The 24,892-nt window shown below is 62.6% G+C and carries 25 protein-coding genes and 1 pseudogene; 15 read left to right on the top strand and 11 right to left on the bottom strand.

What is annotated here, in order from left to right; all coding sequences use genetic code 11:
* Window positions 1-64: 64 nt before the first annotated feature.
* Window positions 65-1,774 (top strand): 2-succinyl-5-enolpyruvyl-6-hydroxy-3-cyclohexene-1-carboxylic-acid synthase, encoded by a 1,710-nt coding sequence (menD, locus tag ACZ5J0_RS14675; protein WP_464093364.1) that lies wholly within the window; start codon window positions 65-67, stop codon window positions 1,772-1,774.
* 244 nt (window positions 1,775-2,018) lie between these two features.
* On the opposite strand, the gene ACZ5J0_RS14670 is transcribed toward menD, so the two are convergent.
* The 4 genes from ACZ5J0_RS14670 to ACZ5J0_RS14655 all read right to left on the bottom strand — a co-directional run bounded on the left by ACZ5J0_RS14670 (window position 2,019) and on the right by ACZ5J0_RS14655 (window position 6,021).
* Window positions 2,019-2,813, bottom strand: a complete 795-nt coding sequence (locus tag ACZ5J0_RS14670) for an amino acid ABC transporter ATP-binding protein (protein ID WP_464093363.1) — start codon at window positions 2,811-2,813, stop codon at window positions 2,019-2,021.
* An 11-nt stretch (window positions 2,814-2,824) separates the two neighbouring features.
* Window positions 2,825-3,616 (bottom strand): amino acid ABC transporter permease, encoded by a 792-nt coding sequence (locus ACZ5J0_RS14665; RefSeq protein WP_142938240.1) that lies wholly within the window; start codon window positions 3,614-3,616, stop codon window positions 2,825-2,827.
* Window positions 3,617-3,709: 93 nt separating this feature from the next.
* Complete coding sequence (locus ACZ5J0_RS14660; RefSeq protein ID WP_250820072.1) at window positions 3,710-4,507, bottom strand: ABC transporter substrate-binding protein; 798 nt, start codon at window positions 4,505-4,507, stop codon at window positions 3,710-3,712.
* 158 nt (window positions 4,508-4,665) lie between these two features.
* Window positions 4,666-6,021 carry an isochorismate synthase gene (locus ACZ5J0_RS14655; protein ID WP_464093362.1) on the bottom strand — a complete coding sequence of 452 codons (1,356 nt, stop codon included), beginning with the start codon at window positions 6,019-6,021 and terminating at the stop codon, window positions 4,666-4,668.
* 91 nt (window positions 6,022-6,112) lie between these two features.
* On the opposite strand from ACZ5J0_RS14655, the gene ACZ5J0_RS14650 reads away from it, so the two are divergent.
* The 5 genes and pseudogenes from ACZ5J0_RS14650 to ACZ5J0_RS14630 all read left to right on the top strand — a co-directional run bounded on the left by ACZ5J0_RS14650 (window position 6,113) and on the right by ACZ5J0_RS14630 (window position 10,779).
* A complete protein-coding gene (locus ACZ5J0_RS14650) occupies window positions 6,113-6,874 on the top strand; it encodes a demethylmenaquinone methyltransferase (RefSeq protein ID WP_464093361.1) in 762 nt (253 codons plus the stop codon).
* A 27-nt stretch (window positions 6,875-6,901) separates the two neighbouring features.
* Complete coding sequence (locus tag ACZ5J0_RS14645; RefSeq protein ID WP_464093360.1) at window positions 6,902-8,245, top strand: geranylgeranyl reductase family protein; 1,344 nt, start codon at window positions 6,902-6,904, stop codon at window positions 8,243-8,245.
* 9 nt (window positions 8,246-8,254) lie between these two features.
* On the top strand, window positions 8,255-9,358 hold the full coding sequence (locus ACZ5J0_RS14640; RefSeq protein ID WP_250820073.1) for a polyprenyl synthetase family protein: 1,104 nt from the start codon (window positions 8,255-8,257) through the stop codon (window positions 9,356-9,358).
* A 554-nt stretch (window positions 9,359-9,912) separates the two neighbouring features.
* Window positions 9,913-9,993, top strand: a pseudogene (locus ACZ5J0_RS14635) (hypothetical protein); the annotation flags it as partial.
* Between the two features lie 324 nt (window positions 9,994-10,317).
* Window positions 10,318-10,779, top strand: a complete 462-nt coding sequence (locus ACZ5J0_RS14630) for an endonuclease domain-containing protein (RefSeq protein ID WP_464094759.1) — start codon at window positions 10,318-10,320, stop codon at window positions 10,777-10,779.
* Between the two features lie 183 nt (window positions 10,780-10,962).
* Here ACZ5J0_RS14630 and ACZ5J0_RS14625 read toward each other — a convergent pair whose 3' ends face one another.
* Window positions 10,963-11,388, bottom strand: coding sequence for a hypothetical protein (locus tag ACZ5J0_RS14625; protein WP_062073394.1), 426 nt, complete (start codon window positions 11,386-11,388; stop codon window positions 10,963-10,965).
* 13 nt (window positions 11,389-11,401) lie between these two features.
* On the bottom strand, window positions 11,402-12,073 hold the full coding sequence (locus tag ACZ5J0_RS14620; RefSeq protein ID WP_024817735.1) for a trimeric intracellular cation channel family protein: 672 nt from the start codon (window positions 12,071-12,073) through the stop codon (window positions 11,402-11,404).
* Between ACZ5J0_RS14620 and ACZ5J0_RS14615 the strand changes: the two genes are divergently transcribed.
* Complete coding sequence (locus tag ACZ5J0_RS14615; RefSeq protein ID WP_464093359.1) at window positions 12,074-12,838, top strand: sirohydrochlorin chelatase; 765 nt, start codon at window positions 12,074-12,076, stop codon at window positions 12,836-12,838.
* Here ACZ5J0_RS14615 and ACZ5J0_RS14610 read toward each other — a convergent pair.
* The 5 genes from ACZ5J0_RS14610 to ACZ5J0_RS14590 all read right to left on the bottom strand — a co-directional run bounded on the left by ACZ5J0_RS14610 (window position 12,828) and on the right by ACZ5J0_RS14590 (window position 15,533).
* A complete protein-coding gene (locus tag ACZ5J0_RS14610) occupies window positions 12,828-13,253 on the bottom strand; it encodes a hypothetical protein (RefSeq protein ID WP_464093358.1) in 426 nt (141 codons plus the stop codon). The two genes, ACZ5J0_RS14615 and ACZ5J0_RS14610, sit on opposite strands and share 11 nt — an antisense overlap.
* 36 nt (window positions 13,254-13,289) lie before the next feature.
* Window positions 13,290-13,994: a hypothetical protein gene (locus ACZ5J0_RS14605; RefSeq protein ID WP_464093357.1), complete on the bottom strand. Its 705-nt coding sequence runs from the start codon at window positions 13,992-13,994 to the stop codon at window positions 13,290-13,292.
* Window positions 13,995-14,115: 121 nt separating this feature from the next.
* Window positions 14,116-14,400, bottom strand: a complete 285-nt coding sequence (locus ACZ5J0_RS14600; protein ID WP_250820078.1) for a hypothetical protein — start codon at window positions 14,398-14,400, stop codon at window positions 14,116-14,118.
* A gap of 163 nt (window positions 14,401-14,563) precedes the next feature.
* Window positions 14,564-15,121: a hypothetical protein gene (locus ACZ5J0_RS14595; protein WP_464093356.1), complete on the bottom strand. Its 558-nt coding sequence runs from the start codon at window positions 15,119-15,121 to the stop codon at window positions 14,564-14,566.
* A gap of 7 nt (window positions 15,122-15,128) precedes the next feature.
* On the bottom strand, window positions 15,129-15,533 hold the full coding sequence (locus ACZ5J0_RS14590) for a DUF6507 family protein (protein WP_464093355.1): 405 nt from the start codon (window positions 15,531-15,533) through the stop codon (window positions 15,129-15,131).
* 259 nt (window positions 15,534-15,792) lie between these two features.
* On the opposite strand from ACZ5J0_RS14590, the gene ACZ5J0_RS14585 reads away from it, so the two are divergent.
* The 8 genes from ACZ5J0_RS14585 to ACZ5J0_RS14550 all read left to right on the top strand — a co-directional run bounded on the left by ACZ5J0_RS14585 (window position 15,793) and on the right by ACZ5J0_RS14550 (window position 24,750).
* On the top strand, window positions 15,793-17,529 hold the full coding sequence (locus ACZ5J0_RS14585; protein WP_464093354.1) for a nitrite/sulfite reductase: 1,737 nt from the start codon (window positions 15,793-15,795) through the stop codon (window positions 17,527-17,529).
* Window positions 17,526-18,278: a phosphoadenylyl-sulfate reductase gene (locus ACZ5J0_RS14580; protein ID WP_142938254.1), complete on the top strand. Its 753-nt coding sequence runs from the start codon at window positions 17,526-17,528 to the stop codon at window positions 18,276-18,278. The genes ACZ5J0_RS14585 and ACZ5J0_RS14580 overlap by 4 nt, the downstream gene beginning before the upstream one ends.
* Window positions 18,275-19,234, top strand: coding sequence for a sulfate adenylyltransferase subunit CysD (gene cysD / locus ACZ5J0_RS14575; RefSeq protein ID WP_464093353.1), 960 nt, complete (start codon window positions 18,275-18,277; stop codon window positions 19,232-19,234). Before ACZ5J0_RS14580 ends, cysD begins: the two co-directional genes overlap by 4 nt.
* Window positions 19,235-20,638 carry a sulfate adenylyltransferase subunit 1 gene (locus tag ACZ5J0_RS14570; RefSeq protein ID WP_464093352.1) on the top strand — a complete coding sequence of 468 codons (1,404 nt, stop codon included), beginning with the start codon at window positions 19,235-19,237 and terminating at the stop codon, window positions 20,636-20,638.
* Window positions 20,639-20,736: 98 nt separating this feature from the next.
* Window positions 20,737-21,690: a homocysteine S-methyltransferase gene (gene mmuM / locus ACZ5J0_RS14565; RefSeq protein ID WP_464093351.1), complete on the top strand. Its 954-nt coding sequence runs from the start codon at window positions 20,737-20,739 to the stop codon at window positions 21,688-21,690.
* A 155-nt stretch (window positions 21,691-21,845) separates the two neighbouring features.
* Window positions 21,846-22,991, top strand: coding sequence for an ABC transporter substrate-binding protein (locus ACZ5J0_RS14560; RefSeq protein WP_142938258.1), 1,146 nt, complete (start codon window positions 21,846-21,848; stop codon window positions 22,989-22,991).
* 93 nt (window positions 22,992-23,084) lie between these two features.
* Entirely contained in the window at window positions 23,085-23,816 is a 732-nt protein-coding gene (locus tag ACZ5J0_RS14555) for an ABC transporter ATP-binding protein (protein WP_166839796.1), read from the top strand.
* Window positions 23,806-24,750 (top strand): ABC transporter permease, encoded by a 945-nt coding sequence (locus ACZ5J0_RS14550; protein WP_011775722.1) that lies wholly within the window; start codon window positions 23,806-23,808, stop codon window positions 24,748-24,750. The genes ACZ5J0_RS14555 and ACZ5J0_RS14550 overlap by 11 nt, the downstream gene beginning before the upstream one ends.
* Window positions 24,751-24,892 lie beyond the last annotated feature (142 nt).

Genomic DNA, 24,892 nt, shown 5'->3' with positions numbered 1-24,892 from the left:
TTGGCCGGGAGGGCTCGGGATGTGAGCGAGCGTTTGGGTCCGGACGCCCCAATAGACTGGAACGGTGACTTCCCAGGACTCTCTGACATCCATAGGCGCCGCCCGGATCGCCGTTACGGCACTGCTCGACGGCGGTGTGCGGCACGTGGTGGTGGCGCCTGGTTCGCGTTCGGCGCCCATGGCCTACGCGCTCGCGGAAGCTGAAGCTGAAGGCCGGGTTCGGATCCACGTCCGCATCGATGAGCGGGATGCAGGGTTCACCGCGCTGGGCCTTGCCCTCTCCACAGAGGCTCCCGTGGCGGTGGTGACAACCTCCGGGACGGCGGTCGGCAACCTCCTGCCCTCGGTCATGGAAGCCAATCATTCGGCTGTCCCCGTGGTGGTGATCTCAGCTGACCGTCCCCAGGAACTTCACGGCACCGGGGCGAACCAAACCACCACCCAACTGGACCTTTTCGGCGATCACGTGAGATTCGCCGTCGACGTCCCGGCAGGTGATCACCCTCAAAAGGCGGTTGCCACAGCACTTTACGCCGCCACGGGGGCCCTTGAAGACACCCCGCCCGGCCCTGTCCAGGTGAACCTCGCGTTCCGGGATCCGCTGGTTCCGGACGCAGGCGACGCTCTTCCCGAGACCGCCGGTCGCGGGGTGTTCCATTACGACGCCGGTCCGCAGGCACTGGATCTTCCGGCAGCTTCCCGGCAACTCGCCGAAAGACGAACCGTGGTCCTTGCCGGGCATGACGCCGGCCCCGTAGCTGAAGCCTTTGCCCGCGCCCACGGTCTGCCACTGTTGGCGGAACCTTCGTCCAACGCACGCTTCGGGCCGAACGCTATTGGACCTTACCGGGTCTTGCTGGCCCACTTTGGTCCGGATTCACCCACGCCGATCGAACGCGTTGTCCTGTTCGGACGGGCAACGCTCTCCCGTCCTGTGGCTGCCCTGCTGGCGCGTGAGTCTGTTGAATCCGCCATCTACCAGCCCGTCCCGGTTGCCTGGTATGAAGCAGGGCGGCGCCGCGAAACACCCATCGAAACTCTTCCCGAGCTCGCCGACTTTGCCGGACGTGGGTCTGCCGAATGGCTCGATTCCTGGCTGCTCGCCGGCGCGGCCGCCCAGCATGGCCTCGACGGCGTGCTCGCGGGGGAGAGCCTTGCAACCGGTCCCTCGGTTGGCGCTACCGTCTGGGAGCACTCCCGCGGACAGTTGGTGCTGGGTTCTTCCAACGGCATCCGCGACGTCGACCTCGCGGGAGCACCTCACCCTGAACCCATTGCTACGGTTCACGCCAACCGCGGCCTCGCCGGCATCGATGGAACCATCGCCACAGCCACCGGAATCGCGCTGGGCAGTGGCCGCGAGACCACGGTTCTGCTGGGCGACGTCACCTTCCTTCACGACGCCGGTGGGCTCCTCCTCGGCCACGGAGAACCCGCGCCGGATCTCAGGATCGTGGTGCTCAACGACTCCGGCGGCGCCATTTTCGGCCTTCTCGAACACGGTGCTGTGGAGGATTCGGGAGCCTACGGCACCGCCGTCGAGCGCCTTTTCGCTACCCCGCACTCAGTGGACATCTTCGCACTCGCGGCGGCTTACGGCGTCGGGCACCAAGCGGTAAGCACGACGGCGGAACTCGCCGCGGCCCTCAAGTCGCCTGTGAAGGGCCGCACCATAGTGGAGGTGCGCGTGGACCGGGCGGGTTTGAGGGCACTCCATGCGCGGATCAAAGAAGCCATATCGGCTGCGGTGGGCCAAGTCCTGACGGCGGGCTAACCCGCTCCGCCCCACCTCGCTACCGTTACCGCCGATCGCACCCGTAACCGCTGGTGCGAATGGCGCGAAGGGGTGCGCCGCGGGTGAAGGAGTGGTGCGCCGAGCGCGAAGGGGTGAGCCGCCCGCCGTCGTACTTCACTAGGGACAGACACCCACAATTCGACGGTGACGCAAAACGGGAGGGCGACACCCAAATGTGGGTGTCGCCCTCCCGTTTGGGTGGTGCTAACGACTATGCGCGGGGTTAGTCCTCCACCACGTCAATGTGTGTAGGGTCCAGGACGCGGCGCAGGAATTCCTTGGTGCGCGGCTGGGTGGGAGCACTGATGACGTTCTCCGCCGGCCCTTCTTCCACCACAACACCGGCGTCCATGAACACCACGCGGTCTGCCACTTCGCGGGCGAAGCCCATCTCGTGGGTGACCACCAGCATGGTCATGCCTTCCTGGGCCAGCTTGCGCATGACGGCCAGGACGTCGCCCACTGTTTCCGGGTCCAGGGCTGACGTGGGCTCATCGAAAAGCATGAGCTGCGGGTCCATGGAGAGGGCCCGGGCAATGGCCACACGCTGCTGCTGGCCACCGGAGAGCTGGTCCGGGAAACGGTCGGCAAGGTGACCCAGGCCGACGCGCTCGAGGTTGTGGCGCGCTACTTCGCCAGCCTCGGACTTGGACCGTTTGAGAACCTTCACCTGCGAGATGGTGCAGTTGTCCAGCACGCTCAAGTGCGGGAACAGGTTGAAGTGCTGGAACACCATCCCAACGTTCCGGCGCATCCTGTTGAGGTCCACGTCCGGGTCTGTTGCCTCGAACTCACCCACGTTGATGGTGCCGCCGTTGGGCTGTTCGAGCAGGTTGACGCAGCGCAGGAGGGTGGATTTACCCGAACCCGAAGGCCCAATCAGGCAAACAACCTGGCCTGGTTCAACGGTCAGCGAGATGCCTTTGAGGACCTCGTTGCTGCCGTAGGACTTGCGCAGATCCTTGATGTTTACACCGGCGGCTTGAACGGTGGACGTGCTCCCAGTGGAGTTATTCATGACTGTCCTGCCTATCGCTTAGTCCGCGCGGAGCGGCTTTCGAACTTCCGTGCCAGGAGGCTCAACGGGATGGTGATGACCAGGTAGAAAGCACCGGCTACGAGCAGCGGCGTGAGGCCGGCGCCGAGGCTGGAGATGCCGTCACGGCCAAACTTGGTGAGCTCGTACTGGGACGCGGTGAGACCCAGAACGTAGATCAGCGAGGAGTCCTTGGTGAGCAGGATGATCTCGTTGGTCAGCGGCGGCAGGACGATTTTGAATGCCTGGGGGATGACGATTGAGATCATGGCCCGCCAGTGCGGCATGCCCAGTGAGCGGGCTGCTTCCATCTGGCCCTTGGGCACAGCCTGAAGGCCGGCGCGGAGTGTTTCAGCGATATAGGCCGAGGCCACCATGCCCAACGAAACCATGACCACGATGTTGACGTCCCACTGCACGCCGAACGCCAGCGGAACGCCGTAGCCGAACGCGATGAAGACCAGCAGGGCGGGAACGCCGCGGAAAAACTCGATGTAGCCGGTGGCCAGCCAGCGGTACAGAGGGAAGGAGGAGAGCTTCATCAGGGCAAGCAGAAGGCCGCCGGACAAGCCCACTATGAAAGCTAGTGCCGTGTAAATGAGGGTGTTCTTGAGGCCCACCAGGAAGATGTCCGGGAACATCGGCCCGATCTTGGCGAAGTTGAAGACGCTGGTACCAATGGTCTTCCAGTCCACAGCAAGGATCACTGCGACCACGGCCACTACGAAGATTCCGGCCTGGACGTACAGACTGACTTTGGCGCGTTGACGTGCAGTCATTGCCATGGTGTTCTCACATTCGTGTTGCGCAGGTGGGGCCCCGAAACAACATATGGTTTCGGGGCCCGCCTGCGTGGATCTCGGGAGCCGGGGCTCGGACTACTTGGTGGCTTCGCCGAACCAGGTGGTCTCGAACTTCTTCAGGGAACCGTCATCGGTGATGCGCTTCAGGGTGGAGTTCACGGCGTCGGCCATGGCGGTGTTGCCCTTCTTGATGGCAATGCCAAGCTTCTCGCCCGTGGCGTAGTCTTCAACGCGCTTGAGGTTGGAGTCGTCCTTGATGGCGTAGCCCAGAACGGACTGGTTGCCGATTGCGGCGTCAATGGTTCCGGCCTTGAGGGCCTGGACCAGGAGGCCGGAATCCTCGAACTGCTGTGCGTCGATGCCCTTGTCCTTGGCGTACTGGGCGCCGGTGGTTGCCTGCTGGACGCCCACCTTCTTGCCCTTGGCGCCGTCAATGTTGTTGATGCCGGAGGAGGACGTGGCCACGAGGGTCAGGTCGTCGTCCAGGTACGGGGTGGAGAAGTCCATGACGCTCTTGCGGACGTCCGTGATGGAGATCGAGGAAATGGAGACGTCGCAACCGGTCAGGGCGGTGCCGGTCTCGATTGCTTCGAAGGAGCTGTCCACCACATTGAGTTCGGTCTTGGTGTCCTTGGCAATTTCGGCCGCGATGTCCATATCGAAGCCAACGATCTTGCCGTCCTTCTGGAATTCGAAGGGCTCGTAAGGCACGTCCGAGCAAACGGTCAGCTTGCCGGCGTTGATGAGCTTAAGGCCGGAGTCCGAGGACGCAGCCGGGGTGGAGGAACCACCGCAGGCGGTGAGGGCCAGGGCGCCGGCGGCGAGCACGGCGGCAATCTTGGTGCCGGACAGAACCGAACGGGAGATCTGCATGTTGTTTACCTTTTGTTGCAGTGGATGCTGAACTGAGTCGGTTTTAGTGTAGCGCCGAACGTGAGATGTGCATCACAGGAAACGAAGTTTCACTATTGGATAACAAGTTTACGCACTAATCAACCACTGCAGAAGTGATGGTGTCTGAAATCCCAGATTCAGCGCTTGATGCCCAGGGCTTCCAGCATCGGCCGGAATTTGGCCCACGTTTCGGCCAGTTCGGCCTCCGGCACGGAGCCTTCCACGATCCCGCAGCCCGCATACAGGCGCACGGTATTGGCGTCCTCAATCACAGCGCCACGGAGGGCGATGCCCCATTCACCATTCCCGGCAGCGTCCAGCCAACCTACGGGGCCGGCGTAAGGGCCGCGGTCCAAATGCTCCAGTTTGCGGATCAGGGCACCGGCTACCAACGTGGGTGTTCCGCAGACTGCGGCGGTCGGATGCAGTGCATTGATCAAGGCCAGGCAGGTAGGAACGTGTCCCTCAATGTCCGCCAGTTCAGCTTTCACATCCGAGGCCAGGTGCCACACATTTGGCAGTTCCAGGATGAAAGGCTCGCTATGGGAATTCATTGCCTCGGAGAAAGGAGCGAGCTGCCGCGTCAATGAATCAATGGCGATCTCGTGTTCGTGGCGTTGCTTTTCTGAACCGGCCAGGACCCGCTCGGCGTACTCCATGGGGGAGCCGTCCATGCCATCCGCGTCGCGGCGATCCAGTGTTCCTGCCAGCACCCGCGCCTGCGCAGTCCGGCCCTCCACTTGAATCAGCATCTCCGGCGTAGCACCAACCAGGCCGTCCACGCCGTACGTCCAGCATTCGCGGTATCTCGCAGCAAGCTGGCGAAGAACCTCGGCAGCGTTGACGCCCTCCGGAAGGTTGGCGACGACGTCGCGCGCCAGCACCAGCTTCTCCAGTTTTCCGGCTCGGATCTCCTCCACACCGTTGGAAACGGCCTGCATCCAAGCGGCCTCACTCAGGGACCCGCGGCTGAGGTGACCGGCGGAACCGTCCGCATCAACAGCCTCCGGTGAGAGCCCGACGTCGGGCCCTCCGGTGGCTGAAGCGTCGCCGTTGGGCTCCGGCTGAGTAAGCCAGCGGTCCACGGAGGCGAGGACGCCGGCCTCGGTGAGGGGGCCGTCGTCGAACGTCAACTGGGTGGCCCAGGCGCTACCGTCGCGGATTCCAATCACGAGTTCGGGAAGGATCAGGCGGGAGACGTGGGGTGAGGTTTTGGAGAAAGCGAAGGATCCAAAAGCCACCGGACCGGTGCCCGGAACCTCCACCAGATCCGTGATTTCCGCCTCAATAATGAGGTGTCGCCACCAGATATCGGCCTCAAGGAATCTCTCGGGCCCGGTGGCGTTGAAGCGGGTCAGCTCGCCATAGCCAACCAGGCCGGCCTCCCTGCGGGACCAGCACAGGACGTCGTCCCGCACCAGAAACGACGGCAGCCCCCCGGAGGATGATTCAACATTCAGGGGGACTGTCAAGGTGCGGAGCGTGCTCGTCATGATGGAACAACAGTACTCCCGTGCCCAGCCAGAATCTGAGCCGACTTCTACAGCGCAGCAAAGTCGGTTGAATGTCTGAGACAATTACAGGGTGAACCGAGCATCCTTGGAAAAGCGTCCGGACGAAGTTGCGACGATGTTTGATGATGTCGCCCCAAAATACGACGTCGTCAACGATGTCCTGTCCATGGGACAGACCCGGCGTTGGCGCCGGATCGTGGTGGACGCCATGGATGTGAAAAAAGGCCAGAAGGTCCTGGACCTCGCCGCCGGAACGGGAACATCCAGCGAACCCTACGCCGACGCAGGCGTGGACGTTGTGGCCTGCGACTTTTCCCTGGGCATGCTCAAAGTAGGCAAGCGCCGCCGCCCGGACATCGACTTCATTGCCGGCGACGCCACTAACCTGCCGTTCGCTGACAACAGCTTCGACGCTTCCACCATCTCCTTCGGCCTCCGCAATGTGGTGGAACCGCGCAAGGCTCTTGAAGAGATGCTGCGCGTCACCAAGCCTGGCGGCCGCCTGGTCATCGCCGAGTTCTCGCACCCCGTGGTTCCCTTGTGGCGCAACCTCTACACCGAGTACCTGATGCGTGCGCTTCCGGCCATCGCCACCAAGGTCTCCTCCAACCCGGACGCCTACGTGTACCTCGCCGAATCCATCCGCGCCTGGCCGGACCAGGACCACCTGGCCCAGTGGCTCAGCGACGCCGGCTGGACGGGCGTTACTTACCGGAACCTTAGCGGCGGCATTGTTGCCGTGCACCGTGCGCAGAAGCCCGCCGAGCACCGCGAAAGTGTTCCCGTGGCCAAGCTCCGCCGCCAGATTAAGCCGCGCCACCAAGCCGGCTAACAAGCACAGCCTGTTGATTAGGACGTCGTGAAAGTACTGATTGTTGGCGCGGGCCCGGCCGGGTCCACCGCTGCGTATTACCTCGCCCAGCAGGGCATCGATGTCACGGTGCTGGAAAAGACCTCGTTTCCCCGTGAAAAAGTCTGCGGCGATGGGCTCACTCCACGCGCCGTCCGCGAGATCCAGAAGCTTGGGCTGCCCCATGCTGTCTCGGAGGGTTGGCGCCGGAACAAGGGCCTTCGCCTTATTGCCGGTGGCCGCACCATCGAATTGCCGTGGCCCGAGGTTGCCGACTTCCCCACCTACGGCCTGATCCGGACCCGACTCGGTTTTGACGAGGACCTGGCCCGCCACGCCGAGTCCGCGGGCGCCGTCGTGCTTGAACGCCACAGCGTCACCTCCGCGTTGACAACAGAGGATGGCCGCGTGATCGGCGTCCAGGCTTCCGTCCTTGACGAGTCCGGACGCAAGACGGGCGAAACGCGCGACTTCCACGCCGACGTCGTACTCGCCGCGGACGGCAACTCAACGCGAACTGCGGTGTCGTTGGGTATGCACAAACGCGACGACCGTCCGCTGGGCGTCGCAGTGCGCACCTATTTCACTTCGCCCAGGCATAACGATGACTGGATGGAGGGCTGGCTGGAACTCCCCGGCAAGTCCGGTAAACCGCTGCCCGGATACGGTTGGGTGTTCGGGGTTGGCGACGGAACCTCCAACGTGGGCCTGGGGATACTGAACTCGTCCAAGGAATTCGGCAAACTCGACTACAAGCAGGTCCTGCGCGAATGGACCGCCGGCATGCCGTCCGATTGGGGCTTCACACCGGAAAACCAGGTGGGGGAGATCCGCGGTGCCGCGCTGCCCATGGGCTTCAACCGCACCCCGCACTACTCACCCGGGCTTCTCCTGTTGGGTGACGCCGGCGGAATGGTGTCCCCGTTCAACGGAGAGGGCATTTCCTACGCCATGGAGTCGGCCCGGTTCGCGGCTGAGTTCCTGATTGACGCGTCGTCGCGCTCGGCTTCCGCCGGTTGGTCCACGCACGACGCCGATGCTCACCTTTCGCGGTACGCGGACTATGTGCGTGACCAGTGGGGTTCACACTTCACCCTGGGCCGCATGTTCGCCTCTCTGATCGGGAAGCCTGCCGTGATGAAGCTGGCATTGCGCACGGGTATGCCCATCCCTGTGCTCATGCGCTTTGTGGTTCGAATGCTCGCGAACCTCACGGATCCGTCCGCGAAGGGCTTCGAAGACCGGGTTATCCGGGTCCTCGAAATGCTGGTTCCGGCCACCTCCAACACTTCGCCTGCCCGCGCCCTTACGCCGGCAGGCTCCAACACCGCGGTTTCCGCAACAACTAGTTAGGGTTAACCCGTGACGAACTCTGCCGAACACAGCTGGACTCATGCCGGGCACGGCTTGCCGCAGGCCGTTGAGCCTGCTCCCAACACCACCGCAATAGCAACGGGACTCCAGCTGCCCGCCGGATTCGCCGCCATTGCCGGCGATGCCGAGCTCGGACCGGCCATCACCACCAACCTTGCCCGGGTTGAGAAAAAGCTCCGCGAAGCCATTTCCAACTCGGACCCCCTGGCTGACGCGACGTCGCGCCACCTGGTGGAAGCCGGCGGCAAGCGCATTCGTCCGCTGTTGACTTTGCTGTGCGCCCACCTTGGCGATGCTTCCCGCCCCGAGGTTGTCCAAGCTGCTGTTGTGGTGGAACTGACACACCTCGCCACGCTGTACCACGACGACGTCATGGACTCCGCACCCTTCCGCCGCGGTGCTCCCACGGCCCACGAAGTATGGGGCAACTCCGTCGCCATCCTCACCGGTGACCTCATCTTTGCCCGTGCCTCCATCCTGGTGTCCGAGCTCGGTTCCCGCGCGTTGGGCATCCAAGCGCGGACCTTCGAGCGCTTGTGCCTCGGCCAGCTCCACGAAACCGTGGGCCCGCGCGAAGACGAAGATCCCGTGGAGCACTACCTGTCCGTCATCGCAGACAAGACCGGCTCACTGGTGGCAGCGTCCGGCCAGCTCGGGGCGATCTTCGCCGGCGCCGATGAGTCCTACGAGGACCTGCTGGTGGAATACGGCGAGAAAGTTGGCGTAGCTTTCCAGCTTGCCGACGACGTCATTGATGTCACCGGTGTGAAGGTCAAGTCCGGTAAGTCCCCGGGCACCGACCTCCGCGAAGGTGTTCCCACTTTGCCTGTCCTGCTGCTTCGCCGGGATGCTGGTGCAGGGGATGCCTCCGCTACTGCCCTCCTTGAACTGATCGACGGCGACCTGTCTTCCGACGCGGCTTTGGCTGAAGCCGTTGCTGGCCTGCGCGAGCACCCGGTCACCAACGAGTCCTGGAAGATCGCCCGCCAGTGGTCCGCCGAAGCCGTTGCGGCTCTGGACCCGCTGCCGGAGGGCGTCGTGAAGGCGTCGCTGACCAACTTCGCCCATGCTGTGGTGGACCGCAGTAGCTAGGTTTCTCTTTGCTTGCGGCAGGCGTCCGGCCCTTAAGGGGCTGGGCGCCTGTTTTGTTGGCTGCCCGTGTACCGCTGCCACCTACTTTGGGTGTAATGAGGACTGCATGGCCCTCGTTTTACGGCAAGTCCGGCTTTCTTGGCTTCAAAGTAAGTGGTGGCCGCACAGCCGTTTCGGCGCAGCCCCTGGTTTAAGAAGGAATGGCCCCGGTTCGTTGCAACGTTACGAGTCATACGCTGCACCGAACCGGGACCACAATCTCCGTTCGCATCAGACCCACCGGAGGCATTTAGTGGATCCGTGAAAAGCTTATGACAATCCTGTCACATATGCAACTTTCCAGGTCAACGGTTTTTTCGTTCACGCAGCGTGATTTACAGGACGGCGTTGGTCCTCCACCACCTACTTTGATCCTGGGAAACCCGGGACACGCCTACTGCGGGGTGTGTCGCAGCCTTCGAGCCCTCAAAGTAGGTGGTGGCGGCCCGCGAGAGTTGTCCACATAAGGAACTTCTCAACAACTGCAGGCTCTCCGCCGAAGTCAGCATGGCCTTATGAACATCGAGAACTTCCTCCATAGCCGCCACGGAGCAGCGACCACTCGGACCCTGCTGACCGCAGGCTTTACTCGCCGCGTGCTCGCGAATGCAGTCAGGGACGGCCGAGTGACCCGCCTTCATCGTGGCGTCTACACGTCCAGAAAAGCGGACCCCGACATCGTTGCCGCCTTTCGAGCCGATGGCTTACTTACCTGCGTTTCAGCAGCTCGCTTCTATCGGCTTTGGACTCTTGGCGACCCCGGCTCTCTCCATTTGAGCTGCAGTACGGGCCAAGCGAGACGGGGCGTAGTCCACCACGGAGACTGCCTACACCCGGCACACTCGGATCTACCAGTTGCAGGGGTGGCCGATGTCCTGATCCACTCCCTCAGGTGCCTACCGGAACTTGAATCACTGGTCATGGTGCAGAGCGCAGTTAGCCAAGCACTCCTGTCTACGGATTTCCTGAGATCCAAGCTTCCCGGCAACCGGAATGGCAAGGTCCGCGGGATCTTGGGTTTGGTTCTCCCTCGTGCCGACTCCCTCTTGGAGGTGCTGGCCCATACACACTTCACCCGGGCAGGTCTCCGAGTCCGTATGCATGTGGACGTACCAGGCGTGGGAGAAGTGGACTGTCTGGTCAATGAATGCCTGATCGTAGAACTCGACGGCGGGACTCACCTTGAGGGAAAACAGGCCAAGAAGGACCAATACAGGAACAACGCGGGCATCCGGGGAGGCCTTTTGACGCTCCACTATTACTACGTGGACGTCGTACACCATCCGGAGAGAATGGTCGCCGAAGTCCTGACAGTCCTGCTCAATAGGGAAGCCGGCCGTTTCGGCCCGTTCCGATACATCGCCGGCCGCCCGCCGTCGTAATCCTTCGCGAGAGGTGTACCGCCACCACCAACTTTGACTCCGAAATGCCCCAACAACGCCCTCCGAAGGTGTGTCGCCGTTGGAGTTGGCTCAAAGTGGGTGGTGGCGGTTTGGGGAGGGGAAACAAAACAGCCCCTTCCCAACCCGGAATGGGTGAGAAGAGGCTGCTCGAAAACTTCAAACTTAGTCTTCGTCGTCGTTGAATGCCCACTCGAACATGTCGAACACGAACTCGGAGAACGTACCTTCTTCGCTCTTCCACTGGCCGCGGGCGTTATTGCGGCGCCAGACGATGGGGTCCGGGATGCTGAGATCCGCGGTGCGGAAGCCCCACGTGAATTGCTCGTCCTCGTCTTCGAGGAACATGAGGAAGCCTTCGTCATCCACCTCGAGTTCCTCAGGGTCCCAGAAATAGTGGTAGGCCTCCATGAGGTCCTCGCAGCCGCCGATGGCAAGGTAGAACTCGCGCAGAACCAGCGGGATGGTGAAGGAATGATCGGCCAGGGCGTCGTCCAGCTCGGCCGGCGTGAGGCCGTCTTCTTCCTGCCATTCATCCTCGAGATACTTTGGGACCAGCGCGCGGAACTTCTCGAGGAACATGTCAGTCATGCTCTTATCCTAGCTAATCCCGGGGGCCCGAAATTGCGCCCCCACCGGTGGCTGCTCGATGCCATCCGCGCACAGCCAACGGCACATACCAACTGCGCCGCCACGCGGTCACCCGGAAAGCGAAAACAACGCCAGCGATGACACAAGCGGTAACCCCATTGAACAGGCCAAGGTTCCACAACAAGGTGGTCAAGCCGGCACCCGCGAAGGCCGGCAGCGCATAGATGTCGCGGTTGTTGAACAGGGTAGGGATTTCGTTCGCGGTGATGTCACGGAGCAGGCCTCCGCCCACGGCAGTGGTGACCCCCAGCAGGATCGCAGCCACCGGATTCATGCCCGCGCCGATTGCCTTCAGCGTGCCCGTGATGCAGAACAAGGCCAGCCCGCCGGCGTCGAACAGGGTCAGCAGAGAGGTGAAGCGCTGCACGGAGGAAAACAAGTAGTAAACCAGCAGCGCAGCCAACAACGGCGGGGCCAGGTACGCGGGGTTGGTGAAAGCGATAGGGGGACCGGCGTTGATCACGATGTCACGGATTACGCCACCGCCCAGTGCCGCGATGGACGCGAGAAGTATGGAGCCCACGAAGTCGAACTGCTTCCGGGCCGCCAACAACGAGCCTGACACAGCAAAAAAGAACACGCCGATGAGGTCAAGCCAAAGAAGAACAATGTCAAAGGAAATCAAGTGGACGGGTTCTTTCTTAACGCGCTTAACAACAGGTGCTGGCTCAACGTTACGCTAGCTCCCATGAACAGCCCCGTTTTGATCGCTTGCGCCCACGGCACCCGGAACGCCGAAGGCCAGGCAGCCATTCGCCAGGTCATGGCCGAAATCGAAGCACTCCGCCCCGGTTTGCGTGTTGTTGAGGCGTACGTTGACGTTCAGGAACCCGAGTTGGGCGGCGTGGTGGAGGGCCTGCCGGAGGGGACTCCCGCCGTCGTCGTACCGCTTTTGCTCTCTACCGGCTTCCACATCAAAGTGGACGTGCCCAAAGCCATCAAGAGCCGCCCTGAGGTAATTGCCGCCAGGCCCCTGGGTCCGGACCCTCGGCTGGCAGAGCTGTTGGCCACCCACCTGCGCGCGGCCGGGCTGACTGAGAACGACGGCGTGCTGCTGGCCGCCGCTGGATCGTCCCTTCCGGACGGCTCGGTTGACTCGGAAGAGCAGGGGAGGCTGCTCGGCGAGCTGCTGCCGAACAAAGTGCGCGTCGCCTATGGCGCCAGTGCCCAGCCAACAGTGCCCGACGGCGTCGCCTCCTTGCGTGCCGAACTCGCCGCAGACGGTGGGACAGGCAGGGTTTTCATTGCCTCATACCTGCTGGCAACCGGCTATTTCCACGACCAGTTGGCCAAAGCGGGCGCGGACGTTGTGGCGGCACCTTTGCTGCCTTCTCCTGTGTTGGCAGAGATCGCGCTGGAACGGTATGACGCAGTGGTGGCTAGCCGCTGACGACAGGTTTGCGGCGAGGGTTGTTGAGTAGTTCGGGGGGTAACTGCCGCAGTTTGTCGGCGACTTCCGAGCGGGCTTCTGCCCCTCCTTGACTGATGTAGGCCGTCTCTTTAGGGTGCAGCAGGGCAACGCCGACCAAGGCCACATCACCATTTGGGGTGGTGACTACTGACGGTATGCGCGGATGATTGATGCCCATGATGAGATCGGCTTTGCCGGCCGCGTTGAGCCACCGCCGGGGAGTTCTTGCTGGCACAATGTTGTGCAGAATCAGGGCCTCGTAGTGCCTCAGCGCGGCGATAATGCCCGGGTTATCTGCACATACCTGCGCAGCCATGTAGAGCAGTTTGAACTGCCAGACCTTATCAAGGTTGAGAATGTCTTTGCCGACGAGGCCGGTGCTGGCCAGATACACCTCGAGACCGTCGCCAATGGGGGAATTGCCTTCCAGTCAGGGGTCGGAGAGCCCGTCGGACGCAACGACCGATACACGCCCGACATTGTCAATTTTCTGGAAAGCTTGCCGAAGGCCGGGCCACCTGGGGCCGCCGAAGAAGACTGGATTCAGTATGTGCGTATAAAGAATCGGGTCAAGAGTACCGACTTCCGACCACAGCGCATCCAGGGCCTCGGCTGTCTGCTCAAGAACGCGGTCATGGGCTTCCCGGCGTGCATTGTCCAGTTCTTCTTGGGAAGGGGTCTTGATGCCCTTGAGTTCGTCCCTGAACCAGTCGGGGATGTGCTCGTCATCCCGGGGGAAGATCCGTAATTCGTCGGCGTAATCTGCGGTTCCCTGTTCTTCGGACTCCCAAGAGGGCTTTTTCGAGTGGTTGTAGATGGACGACTTCCCGCTTCCATCCGCCCAAACCTCAAACTGCATCGACAGCCACGTTCCGTGGTCAGGCTGGCTCATGTGTTCGCGGATTCTCAGTGCGGCAGCACGAACTGCCCCGTCCGGCTCAATGCGGCCCACTTCCTTGTCTTCAACGCAGAGCCGTACGATGCAACATTGCTTTGATCCGGTCGCCGATATGTCCAGTCTGATGCTGTCCCATTTCGAGTTCCGAGGTCCCAGGTCCAAAAGTCGATCGGCCAGGACCTGACTCCGAGCGTCGTTTTCCTTCGTCCATTCCGGATTGGAAAGCTGCTCCGACATGCGTTACTCCTTTTGCGCCGCCGAGTAGACCGTGCGTTTGCGGGAGTCTGGGTCTCCAAATGGGTGTGACTTTCGCCTCGGGGAAGGGGAATTTCTAGGGTGCGGGCGGGAGGCTGGAGATCTAATCAGTCTCCGGGGTCCAGGTGGAGTTCTTTATTTTCTCCTTGAACCAGTCGGGGATGTGTTCCTCGTGGCGGGGGAAAAGGTAGAGCTCCTGGGCGTAGGTGTCGTCGACTGGGTCTCCGAGTTCCCATACGGGCTTCTCGGTGTAGTTGTAGTCCGCTTCCCAGCCGTCGCCTTTCGGTGTGATCTTCAGGGTCATGGAAATCCATGTTCCCTTGCCCGGTTTGTACATGACTTCCCTGAGTGTCCGGGCTGCAATGAGAACGTTATCGTTCACGTGCACGCGTTTCACCTCGTGATCGGTTAGGTAGGCCTTTGCGTTTGAGCTCGCTCTGCTTCCAATATCGGCGCGAATATACACAAAGGAATCCCACTGGATGTCCTGGGGACAGCCCAGAGTCCTTCCGCAATGGTTCTCTCCAATTCTCTGGCTTCCGCAAAATCGTTCAATTAAGTTGCTCCCTGGTGGCGCTGACGTAGCGGGTTCCGCCGTACACTCCGCGGATCTTGTTCGCGCAGTCCTGCTCGGCTTCTGCGAACCGGGCTTTGATCTTGTTGAGTTCGGCGAGGAGCCGGTGCTGTTCGTCCACGATCGCCGGGACGGTCCCCCAGTCATCACCTTTGAGGTCGATGCGACTACTGAGCTTCGAGGCGTCCTCCGTGAGATTCCCGGACAGGGTCTTCACGGCTTGGCAGGCAGTGGCAAATTCGGACAAAGCCGCGGCGGCCACGGACGTGCCGTCGTTGACTGTGCCGGCCATGACTCTCACCGGGGTGAAAGCGGCCAGGAGGTCAGGGAGTTCCGGGGTGTGGAACCGGACGGCCAGAGCGTTCCAGTTCGTTGCGGTTGTGGTGACAGCATCCCGGAGTCCGGCTCCTGCGGCGTGTAGGTCCTTTGCCGCCAAATCGAGTGCGGCGGGATCCGGGACCATCGGCAACGCCGCTAAGTCCAGGCCCGGGACGCCGCCCTGCGGGGCGATACACCTGCCAAAGTTGTCTGCCATGCCGTACTCAGCCGCGCTCGGGCGAACGGCGACCGCCCCACGACAGCGAGCCGCCGCCGTCGAGCCCCGAGACACGACCCAACCCTGACCCGTCGGCTGCCAGGGTGGATGCCGAGGCCTGCGCCTGTCGTGCCATGTCGGCGTCGGCCCGTACATAAGCCGTCAACGCGACCGCTGCGCCTTCGATGATGCGGTTGGACCGTCCGGCGATGGCTGTGAGGTGGGGGAGTACGGAGATCTCGGCGTGCTCATGAAGGGCCTTGCCCACCAGACCACCGCCCACCACAGTGCCTGCGTCATCGAGCGAGGCGCCCAACCGTGCGGCAGCTTGGTTCTGCCCGTCCGCATCCGCCGCCGCGGTAGCCAGCACAGCCCGCGTACCGGCAGGGTCGATATCCCAGCTGATCGTCACCACATCCCCCCAAAACGGCTCCTCCGGGACCGGAAAAGCAGGACTTGAGAGGATGCTACTAATTCGTAGGGCCGGCATCGCAGCCCAGAAAAAACCCAAAAAAAGCGTCACGAAGAGGGCCACCGCGCCACAATATGAACCTGCATAAGAAGCCCGCTGCAACAAGGCCGATGAAGCCTTCGTGACGAAATGTTTCCCTAGGTGACTTCGCGTTTCCGGACCTTTGCTGGCGAAAACTGGCCAGACCTACAGTCGATGTATGACAGATACAGCTGTAGCCGGTGCGTCGGCTGAGACCACCAAGCGTCCGGCACGCACCCGCCCTGCCGCCAAGCCCCACGGCCAGTGGAAGGTTGACGGCACCGCGCCCCTCAATGCCAACGAAACTTGGAAGCAGGAAGACAACGGGCTGAACGTCCGTGAGCGCATTGAGTCTGTCTACTCCAAAGAAGGCTTTGATTCGATCGACGGCACGGACCTTCACGGCCGCTTCCGTTGGTGGGGCCTCTACACCCAGCGCAAGCCCGGGATCGACGGCGGCAAGACCGCAACGCTTGAACCGCACGAGCTCGAAGACAAGTACTTCATGCTGCGCGTGCGCATCGACGGCGGCGCGCTGACCACCGAGCAGCTTCGCGTTATTGGCCAGATTTCCGTGGACTTCGCCCGCGGCTCAGCGGACCTCACGGACCGCCAGAACATCCAGCTGCACTGGATCCGTGTTGAGGACGTGCCGGAAATCTGGCGCCGCCTCGAAGGTATCGGGCTGTCTACTACTGAGGCTTGTGGCGACGTTCCCCGCGTCATCCTCGGCTCCCCGGTTGCGGGCATTGCCAAGGACGAGATCATCGATCCCACGCCGCTGATCCACGAGCTCGCCGAGCGTTTCATCGGCGATCCCGAGCTGGCTAACCTGCCGCGCAAATACAAGACCGCCATCACGGGCCACCCGTCCCAGGACGTGGTGCATGAGATCAACGACTTCGCCTTGGTGGGCGTCGTCCACCCCGAACTCGGTGCGGGCTACGACCTCTGGGTTGGCGGCGGCCTGTCAACCAACCCGCGTCTGGCCGAACGCCTGGGTGTGTTCGTTTCCGCCGACGTTGCCGCTGAAGTGTGGCTCGGCGTCACCAGCATCTTCCGCGATTACGGTTACCGCCGCATGCGCACCAAGGCCCGCCTGAAGTTCCTCATGAACGACTGGGGACCGGCCAAGTTCCGCCAGATCCTTGAGGACGAATACCTCGGCTTCAAGCTCCCGGACGGCCCTGCAGCTCCCAAGCCCACGGCTCCCGGTGACCACATTGGTGTTCATGAGCAGAAGGACGGCAAGTTCTTCATCGGCGTGACCCCGACTGTGGGACGCACGTCCGGCGAGGCACTCGTTACGCTGGCGGACACTTTGGAGAAGCACGGCAGCTACCGCCTGCGCACTACTCCTCACCAGAAGCTCGTGATCCTGGACGTGGCCAAGGAACAGGTTGAACCGCTCATCGCCGAACTGGACACTTTGGGCCTCTCGGCTCGTCCGTCCGTGTTCCGCCGCGGCACCATCGCCTGCACGGGCATCGAGTTCTGCAAGCTGGCCATCGTGGAAACCAAGGTCACAGCTGCTACGGCCATCGCTGAGCTGGAGCGCCGCTTGGCCGACCTCGTGGAATCCAAGCAACTGCCGTCGGCACTGTCCCTCCACATCAACGGCTGCCCGAACTCCTGCGCACGTATCCAGACGGCCGATATCGGCCTGAAGGGCATGATGCTGCCAACGCCCGACGGCGACCCCACCCCGGGTTTCCAGGTCCACCTCGGTGGCGGGCTGGCCAACAACGAGCGCGAGGAAGCCGGTTTGGGACGTACCGTCCGCGGCCTCAAGGTCACGGTGGAAGACCTGCCCGACTATGTGGAGCGCGTGGTCCGTAAGTTCGTCGCTGTTGGCGCCGAGGGCCAGACCTTCGCAGAGTGGGCACACTCGGCAGATGAAGGAGATCTCCAATGACAGATCCCGTCACCATTACCAACCTCGCCAGCGCACCAGCCCGTCCGGCGCTGCGTTCCCATGAGGAACTTAAGGCCCTGGCCGAATCCGGCGCCGCTGAGCTCGGCTGGAACGCTCCTGCTAGGGATGTCATCGCCTGGGTGGCCCGCAACTTCGAGCTGCCTACGGTCACGGTCGCCTGCTCCATGGCCGACGCGGTCCTGCCGGCTTTGGTCGCGGACCAGCTTCCCGGCGTCGATGTCTTGTTCCTGGAAACCGGCTACCACTTCAAGGAAACGTACGAGACGCGCGACGAAGTCGCGGCGAATCTCCGCGTCAACGTGGTGGACGTCCTTCCCGAAACCACTGTGGAACAGCAGGACCGGCTCCTGGGCAAGGACCTGTTCGCCCGCGACCCCGCCCAGTGCTGCGCGCTGCGCAAGGTCCAGCCGTTGCGCCGCTCGCTGGCCGGCTACGAGGTGTGGTTCACCGGTGTCCGCCGAGACGAAGCACCCACCCGCACCAACACGCCCGTGGTCACCTGGGATGAAGGCTTCGGCCTGGTCAAGGTGAACCCGATGGTCGACTGGACCTTCGATCAGCTGATCGAGTACTCCGAGGACAACATCCTTCCCGTCAACCCCCTCCTGAGCCAGGGCTACCCGTCCATCGGCTGCCAGCCCTGCACCCGCAAAGTGGCCCCGGGTGAAGACCCCCGCGCCGGCCGCTGGGCAGGTTCCGACAAGACAGAATGCGGACTACACACATGAGCACGTACACAACAGAGGAGTCCACGGTGGAAGTTGCAGCGGCAGTCGACGCCCCCTCAGCCGAGCGACTCTCCAGCTTGGACACCCTCGAGTCCGAAGCAATCCACATCATCCGCGAGGTTGTTGCCGAGTTCGAGAAGCCTGCGCTGCTGTTCTCCGGCGGCAAGGATTCCGTGGTCATGCTGCACCTGGCCACCAAGGCGTTCTGGCCGGGCAAGGTTCCCTTCCCTGTCCTTCACGTGGACACCGGCCACAACTTCCCGGAGGTCATCGACTTTCGCGATCGCACCGTTGAGCGCCTGGGCCTGAAGCTGGTTGTTGGCTCAGTCCAGGAATTCATCGACCGCGGCGAGTTGGCTGAGCGTGCCGATGGGACCCGGAACCCGCTGCAGACCGTTCCGCTGTTGGATGCGATCCAGCGCAACAAGTTCGACGCCGTGTTCGGCGGCGGCCGTCGCGACGAGGACAAGGCCCGCGCCAAAGAACGCATCCTGAGCCTCCGTGACGAGTTCGGCCAGTGGGACCCGCGCAACCAGCGCCCCGAACTGTGGAACCTGTACAACGGCCGCCACACTGTGGGCCAGCACGTCCGTGCGTTCCCCATCAGCAACTGGACCGAGCTGGACATTTGGCGCTACATCGAACGCGAGAACATCGAACTGCCCAGCCTCTACTACGCTCACGAGCGCGAAGTTTTCGCCCGCGAAGGCATGTGGCGCGCTGTGGGCGAGGTTTCCCAGCCGCTGCCGCACGAGGAAGTCATCACCAAGCTGGTGCGCTACCGCACGGTGGGCGACATGTCCTGCACAGGTGCCGTCGAGTCAGACGCCCGCACCGTGGCCGACGTCGTTGTTGAAGTCGCTGCCTCCACCCTGACCGAACGTGGCGCCACCCGAGCAGATGACCGCATCTCCGAGGCAGCCATGGAAGACCGCAAGAAGGACGGCTACTTCTAAATGACCACCGAAACTTTGGCTGCCGGGCTGGAAACAGCCCTGCCCACAACCCTCTTCCGCTTCGCTACCGCCGGCTCGGTGGACGACGGCAAGTCCACTTTGGTGGGCCGCCTCCTCCACGATTCCAAGGCCATTCTTGCTGACACGCTCGACGCCGTTGCCCGCACCTCTGCGGACCGCGGCTTCGGCGGGGAAAAAGGTGGGATTGACCTGGCCCTCCTGACCGACGGCCTGCGTGCCGAGCGCGAGCAGGGCATCACCATCGACGTCGCTTACCGCTACTTCGCCACGGACCGCCGCAGCTTCATCCTGGCGGACTGCCCCGGGCACGTTCAGTACACCAAGAACACGGTGACCGGCGCGTCCACTGCGGATGCCGTCGTCGTACTCATTGACGCCCGCAAGGGTGTGCTGGAGCAGACCCGCCGGCACCTGTCCGTGCTGCAACTGCTTCGGGTTGCCCACGTCATTGTGGCCGTGAACAAGATCGACTTGGTGGACTTCAGCGAGCAGGTGTTCCGCGACATCGAAGCGGACGTGCAGAAGGTTGCCCGAGAACTTGGCCTTGGATCCGATGGTGTTGCTGACCTGCTGGTGGTGCCGGTGTCGGCCCTTGATGGCGACAACGTGGTGGACCGCTCCGAGCGCACCCCTTGGTACACGGGCCCGGCACTGCTGGAGGTCCTCGAAACCCTCCCTGCTGCTGACGAGCTTGAGGCCGAACTGGAGAGCTTCCGCTTCCCGGTCCAGCTGGTGATCCGTCCGCAGGGCGCCCTCGCTCCCGACGCTGTAGCTGGTGGGCTCGATGTGGAGGCGTACCGCGATTACCGCGCCTACGCAGGCCAGATCACCGAAGGCTCCGTGAAAGTTGGCGACGAAGTTTCCGTGATCAGCCCGGGCCACGAGCCGCGCACCACCACGGTGATCGGCATCGACTTCGCCGGCCAATCGCTGGACGAGGCAGCTGCTCCGCAGTCTGTGGCTGTCCGTTTGGCCGACGAGATCGACATTGCCCGCGGAGACACCATCGCCGCCGCCGGAACGGTCCGCGAAAGCACTGCTGACCTGTATGCGTCGCTCGCATGGCTTTCACCGAAGCCGCTCCGCGAAGGCCAGAAGGTCCTGGTGAAGCACGGTACGCGCACCGTCCAGGCACTGGTCCGCAACGTCACGGGCAAGCTTGACCTGGCCACGTTCAACGTGGAGCCCGCGACCAATCTGGAGCTCAACGACATCGGACACGCACAGCTGCGCCTGTCCGCTCCGTTGCCGCTGGAGAACTACCTGCACCACCGCCGCACCGGCGCTTTCCTGGTGATCGACCCCATCGACGGCAACACCCTTGCCGCTGGTCTGGTGAAGGACCACCCCGGCGACCACGAAGACGAACGTTACGTCATTTAGGGTCACACGTAGTCACAAAACCGCAGCTTGTTCGCGACTCCTCACGTTGTACGGCGGGAATTTCGAACAAGTTGCGGTTTTCTTTTTGGGAAGGACCCATGCCACAGAACACCACGCTCAGCACGCTCCTCAACGCCGGCACGGACCTGGTCCTGGACGGTGCTTTGGCCACGGAACTGGAGGCCCACGGATGCGATCTGGAAGACGCTTTGTGGTCCGCCAAGGTGCTGCTGGAACAGCCGCATCTGATCAAGCAGGTTCACCGGGATTACTTCGACGCCGGTGCCTCCGTGGCCATCACGGCCAGCTACCAGGCGACCCCGCAGGGTTTCGCCAGGCGCGGGTTGTCCGTTGAAGAGTCGTTGGAGTTGGTGGCGTTGAGCTTCCGGCTGGCCGATGAAGCCCGCCAGGAAGCCTTGGCGGAAGGTTCAGCGAGTGGGCCTTTATTGGTGGCCGGATCCGTTGGCCCGTACGGCGCCTACCTCGCTGATGGCTCTGAATACCGCGGCGATTACACGCTTTCCGCCGCGGAATTCCGGGACTTCCACCGCCCGCGCATCTCTGCGCTCGTGGAGGCCGGCGTGGATTTCCTGGCATGCGAGACCCTGCCGTCGTACGCCGAAGCAGAGGCGCTGTTGGCGCTCGTGGCGGAGTTCGACGTCGAATCCTGGTTTACGTTCACGCTGCGGGACAGCGGCCACATCAGTGACGGAACGCCGATTGCTGACGTGACTGCGCTGCTCAGCGCGGAACCGCGGGTGGCCGCCGTCGGCGTCAATTGCGTGCCGCTGGAACTGGTGACCGAAGCGCTTGGCAACCTTCAGAAGTCCTCGACCAAGCCGCTGGCGGCGTACCCGAATTCGGGGGAGACCTACGATGCTGTCACCAAGACGTGGGGTCCTTCGGAGGGCGTTCAAGGTAACGGAACTTTGGCGGGCAACGCAGCTTTTTGGCTTGACCGGGGCGCCCATCTCATAGGTGGATGCTGCCGCACAACTCCACGCGACATTGAAGGCCTGGCAACGAATATGACGCCACGTGAACCTGCGTGAACCTTGATTTCTACGGGATTGAAGCCGAAATATGACAGTCCCTACTGTGAAGGCATGACCTCTCCGGAATGGTCCTTGCTTGCCCTCGACGGGCGATGTCACGGGGCCTGATCTTCGCCCCTCTCGCATCCCACATCTCCTAAGGACCCACCCCCATGGCTAACACACCCGAGTCGCCCAACACGGGCACCACCCGCATCGTCGCCGGTGAATCCGCATCCAAGCCCAAGCGCCGCCGCACACTGGAAATCGGCCTCGCCGTCGGCCTCGTGCTGCTGATCGGTGCAGGCGCTGCAGTTGCTTCCGCTGTCTCGCAAAACAACCAAGCTGCACCGGCACCCACCACCACGCCTGCAGCCGAACTCAAACTCGGATACTTCAGCAACGTCACGCACGGCCCCGCGCTGGTAGGCACCAGCCAGGGCCTCATTGCCAAGGAACTTGGCGAAACCAAGCTCAGCACCCAGGTCTTCAACGCCGGCCCCGCCGCAATCGAAGCCTTGAACGCCGGCGCCATCGACGCCACGTACATCGGCCCGAACCCGGCCATCAACTCCTTCGTCAAGAGCAAGGGCGAGTCCATCAGCATCATCGCCGGTGCCGCTTCAGGCGGTGCCCAGCTGGTGGTCAAGCCGGAGATCACCTCCGCAGCCGACCTCAAAGGCAAGATCCTCAGTTCCCCGCAGCTCGGCGGAACCCAGGATGTGGCCCTCCGGGCCTGGTTGGGCGATCAAGGCTTCAAGACCAACACCGATGGCAGCGGCGACGTCAACATTAACCCGACAGAAAACGCCCAGTCGCTGAAGCTCTTCCAAGACGGAAAGCTCGACGGCGCGTGGTTGCCTGAGCCGTGGGCCTCCCGCCTGGTGCTCGAAGCCGGTGCGAAGGTCCTGGTTGATGAGAAGGATCTGTGGGAGAACGGTGACTTCACCACCACCATCCTGATCGTGAACAAGAAGTTCGCTGCCGAACACCCGGAAACCGTGAAGGCGCTCCTGAAGGGCCACGTTGAATCCGTGAACTGGCTCAACTCGGCCTCGGCTGAGGAGAAGGCGACCACCATCAACGCGGTTCTCAAGGACACGGCAGGCAAGCCGCTTCCCGCGAACGTGATTGAACGCGCTCTGCAGAACATCAAGTTCACCACCGATCCGCTGGCTGGAACCTACAACAAGCTCCTGGAAGACGGCGTCAAAGCCGGAACCACTCAGAAGGCCGATATCAACGGCATCTTCGACCTTCGCACATTGAACGAGGTTGAAGGCAAGAAGACCTCAGCTGCAGGTCTTGGCCAGGACTAAGCAGTAACAGGCTGGTCCGCTTCCCTCTACCCGGGGGGAGCGGGCCGGCCTTTATCCACATCAGCTCTACCAATCAACACGAAGGACGGGACCATGCCAGTCGTACTCGAGAACCTGGGCAAGCGCTTCGGCGACGGCGCCCCGGTGCTGGACGACGTCAACGCCACCATCGCGCAGGGCGAGTTCGTCGCCCTCCTCGGTGCGTCCGGCTGCGGCAAGTCCACCCTGCTAAACATCATGGCGGGACTGGAAAGGCCGACGTCGGGCGCTCTTGAAGTACCCAGCGACGGTGCCGCCTTCATGTTCCAGGACGCGTCCCTGTTCCCTTGGCTGACCGCGCGCGGAAACATTGAGTTGGCGTTGCAGCTTGCAGACAAGTCCAGCACCAAGGCCAGCCGGCGTGCCCGCGCCACGGAACTCTTGGAACTGGTGCATTTGGGCGGCGCGGGGGATAAGCGTCCCCACGAACTGTCAGGCGGCATGAGGCAGCGCGTTGCCTTGGCCCGCTCCTTGGCTCAGGACCGTCAGTTGCTGCTGATGGACGAGCCGTTTGCTGCCCTTGACGCCATCACCCGCGACCTTCTGCACGATGAACTTGAGCGTATTTGGAAGGAAACGGGCCGGACCATCGTGTTCGTTACCCACAACGTCCGCGAGGCCGTTCGCCTGGGCCAACGCGTACTGCTGCTTTCCTCGCGTCCCGGCCGTGTGGTGGCCGAATGGGACGTCACCGAAGAGCACCGCACCGATGCCGGTCGCGCCGGGGAGCTCACCGGAACCATCACGCGCCGCCTTCGCGAGGAGATCCGCCGCCATGCCAAGTAACCCCATCACCACCGAAGAGCGGACCCTTCCAGTGACAGATTCCAAAGAGCACATCACCTCGCCGTCGCTGAAGGGCAACGCCTCGGAACTCCGGGACCTTGAAGCAGGCCTGGACAACCTCCAGTCGGACAGCGGACGCAAAGCCGGCATCGAATGGAAACGGGTACTGCTGCCTGTTGCCGCCTTGGTAGTCCTGATTCTTGCGTGGCAGTTCTACGTATCCCTCGAGTTCAAACGACGTGACCTGGTTCCCGGGCCCCTGGACGTTCTCACCCAGTTCGTCACCATGTGGGGCGAAGGTAAAGTCCAGGAAGCAGTGTGGACATCGCTGCAGCGTGGTGTGATCGGCTTCCTGATTTCGGTAGTCATCGCTACCCCCGTGGGGTTGATCCTGGCTCAAGTGGCTCCCTTGCGCCGTGCATTCGGGCCGCTCATTTCCGGTTTGCAGGTGCTCCCTTCCGTGGCATGGGTTCCCGCTGCCATCATCTGGTTTGGCCTCACTGACGCCACCGTCTACTTCGTGGTGTTCATGGGCGCTATCCCGTCCATCATCAACGGGCTCATCTCCGGTGTGGACCAGATCCCGCCGCAGTACCGCAGCGTGGGCACAGTTCTCGGAGCGAACCGTCTCCAGATGGCACTGCAGATTGTCCTGCCAGCAGCTCTTCCCGGGTACATCGGCGGCTTGAAGCAGGGCTGGGCTTTCTCCTGGCGTTCACTCATGGCCGCAGAGATCATCGCAGTGGGCGGAACGATTGGGTTCGGCCTGGGCTCGCTGCTGGATCAGGGGCGTTTGCTCTCCGACATGACAATCGTGATGTCCGCGATCCTGCTGATCCTGTTTGTGGGAATCCTGATCGAACTGCTTGTGTTCGGGCCCATTGAGAAGCGTTTGCTGCAGCGTCGGGGTTTGCTGGCGGGAAGCAGCCGCTAACCCTCCGGAGTTTTCGTACACATAATGCCCTTAAGAGCCCTTCTTAGGGGCATTATGTGTACACAAACTCCTGTTCGCGGGTTCACACCCATCGGCTTCTGGCTCCCCTTCCTCCGCTCTCTGCGCGCACCTAGAATCGTCG

The organism is Arthrobacter sp. DualSoilB13, assembly GCF_055389195.1.
Note: the sequence above shows the minus strand (reverse complement) of the source record. Positions and strands in the feature narration are given on the sequence as shown.

Coding starts and splice junctions, on each gene's coding strand:
- mmuM (WP_464093351.1), top strand. CDS start 20,737: ATGCCACAGAACACCACGCTCAGCACGCTCCTCAACGCCGGCACGGAC.
- ACZ5J0_RS14585 (WP_464093354.1), top strand. CDS start 15,793: ATGACAGATACAGCTGTAGCCGGTGCGTCGGCTGAGACCACCAAGCGT.
- ACZ5J0_RS14555 (WP_166839796.1), top strand. CDS start 23,085: ATGCCAGTCGTACTCGAGAACCTGGGCAAGCGCTTCGGCGACGGCGCC.
- cysD (WP_464093353.1), top strand. CDS start 18,275: ATGAGCACGTACACAACAGAGGAGTCCACGGTGGAAGTTGCAGCGGCA.
- ACZ5J0_RS14560 (WP_142938258.1), top strand. CDS start 21,846: ATGGCTAACACACCCGAGTCGCCCAACACGGGCACCACCCGCATCGTC.
- ACZ5J0_RS14660 (WP_250820072.1), bottom strand. CDS start 4,507: ATGCAGATCTCCCGTTCGGTTCTGTCCGGCACCAAGATTGCCGCCGTG.
- ACZ5J0_RS14570 (WP_464093352.1), top strand. CDS start 19,235: ATGACCACCGAAACTTTGGCTGCCGGGCTGGAAACAGCCCTGCCCACA.
- ACZ5J0_RS14630 (WP_464094759.1), top strand. CDS start 10,318: ATGGTGCAGAGCGCAGTTAGCCAAGCACTCCTGTCTACGGATTTCCTG.
- ACZ5J0_RS14665 (WP_142938240.1), bottom strand. CDS start 3,616: ATGGCAATGACTGCACGTCAACGCGCCAAAGTCAGTCTGTACGTCCAG.
- ACZ5J0_RS14670 (WP_464093363.1), bottom strand. CDS start 2,813: ATGAATAACTCCACTGGGAGCACGTCCACCGTTCAAGCCGCCGGTGTA.
- ACZ5J0_RS14605 (WP_464093357.1), bottom strand. CDS start 13,994: ATGTCGGAGCAGCTTTCCAATCCGGAATGGACGAAGGAAAACGACGCT.
- ACZ5J0_RS14595 (WP_464093356.1), bottom strand. CDS start 15,121: ATGGCAGACAACTTTGGCAGGTGTATCGCCCCGCAGGGCGGCGTCCCG.
- ACZ5J0_RS14625 (WP_062073394.1), bottom strand. CDS start 11,388: ATGACTGACATGTTCCTCGAGAAGTTCCGCGCGCTGGTCCCAAAGTAT.
- ACZ5J0_RS14655 (WP_464093362.1), bottom strand. CDS start 6,021: ATGACGAGCACGCTCCGCACCTTGACAGTCCCCCTGAATGTTGAATCA.
- ACZ5J0_RS14580 (WP_142938254.1), top strand. CDS start 17,526: ATGACAGATCCCGTCACCATTACCAACCTCGCCAGCGCACCAGCCCGT.
- ACZ5J0_RS14550 (WP_011775722.1), top strand. CDS start 23,806: ATGCCAAGTAACCCCATCACCACCGAAGAGCGGACCCTTCCAGTGACA.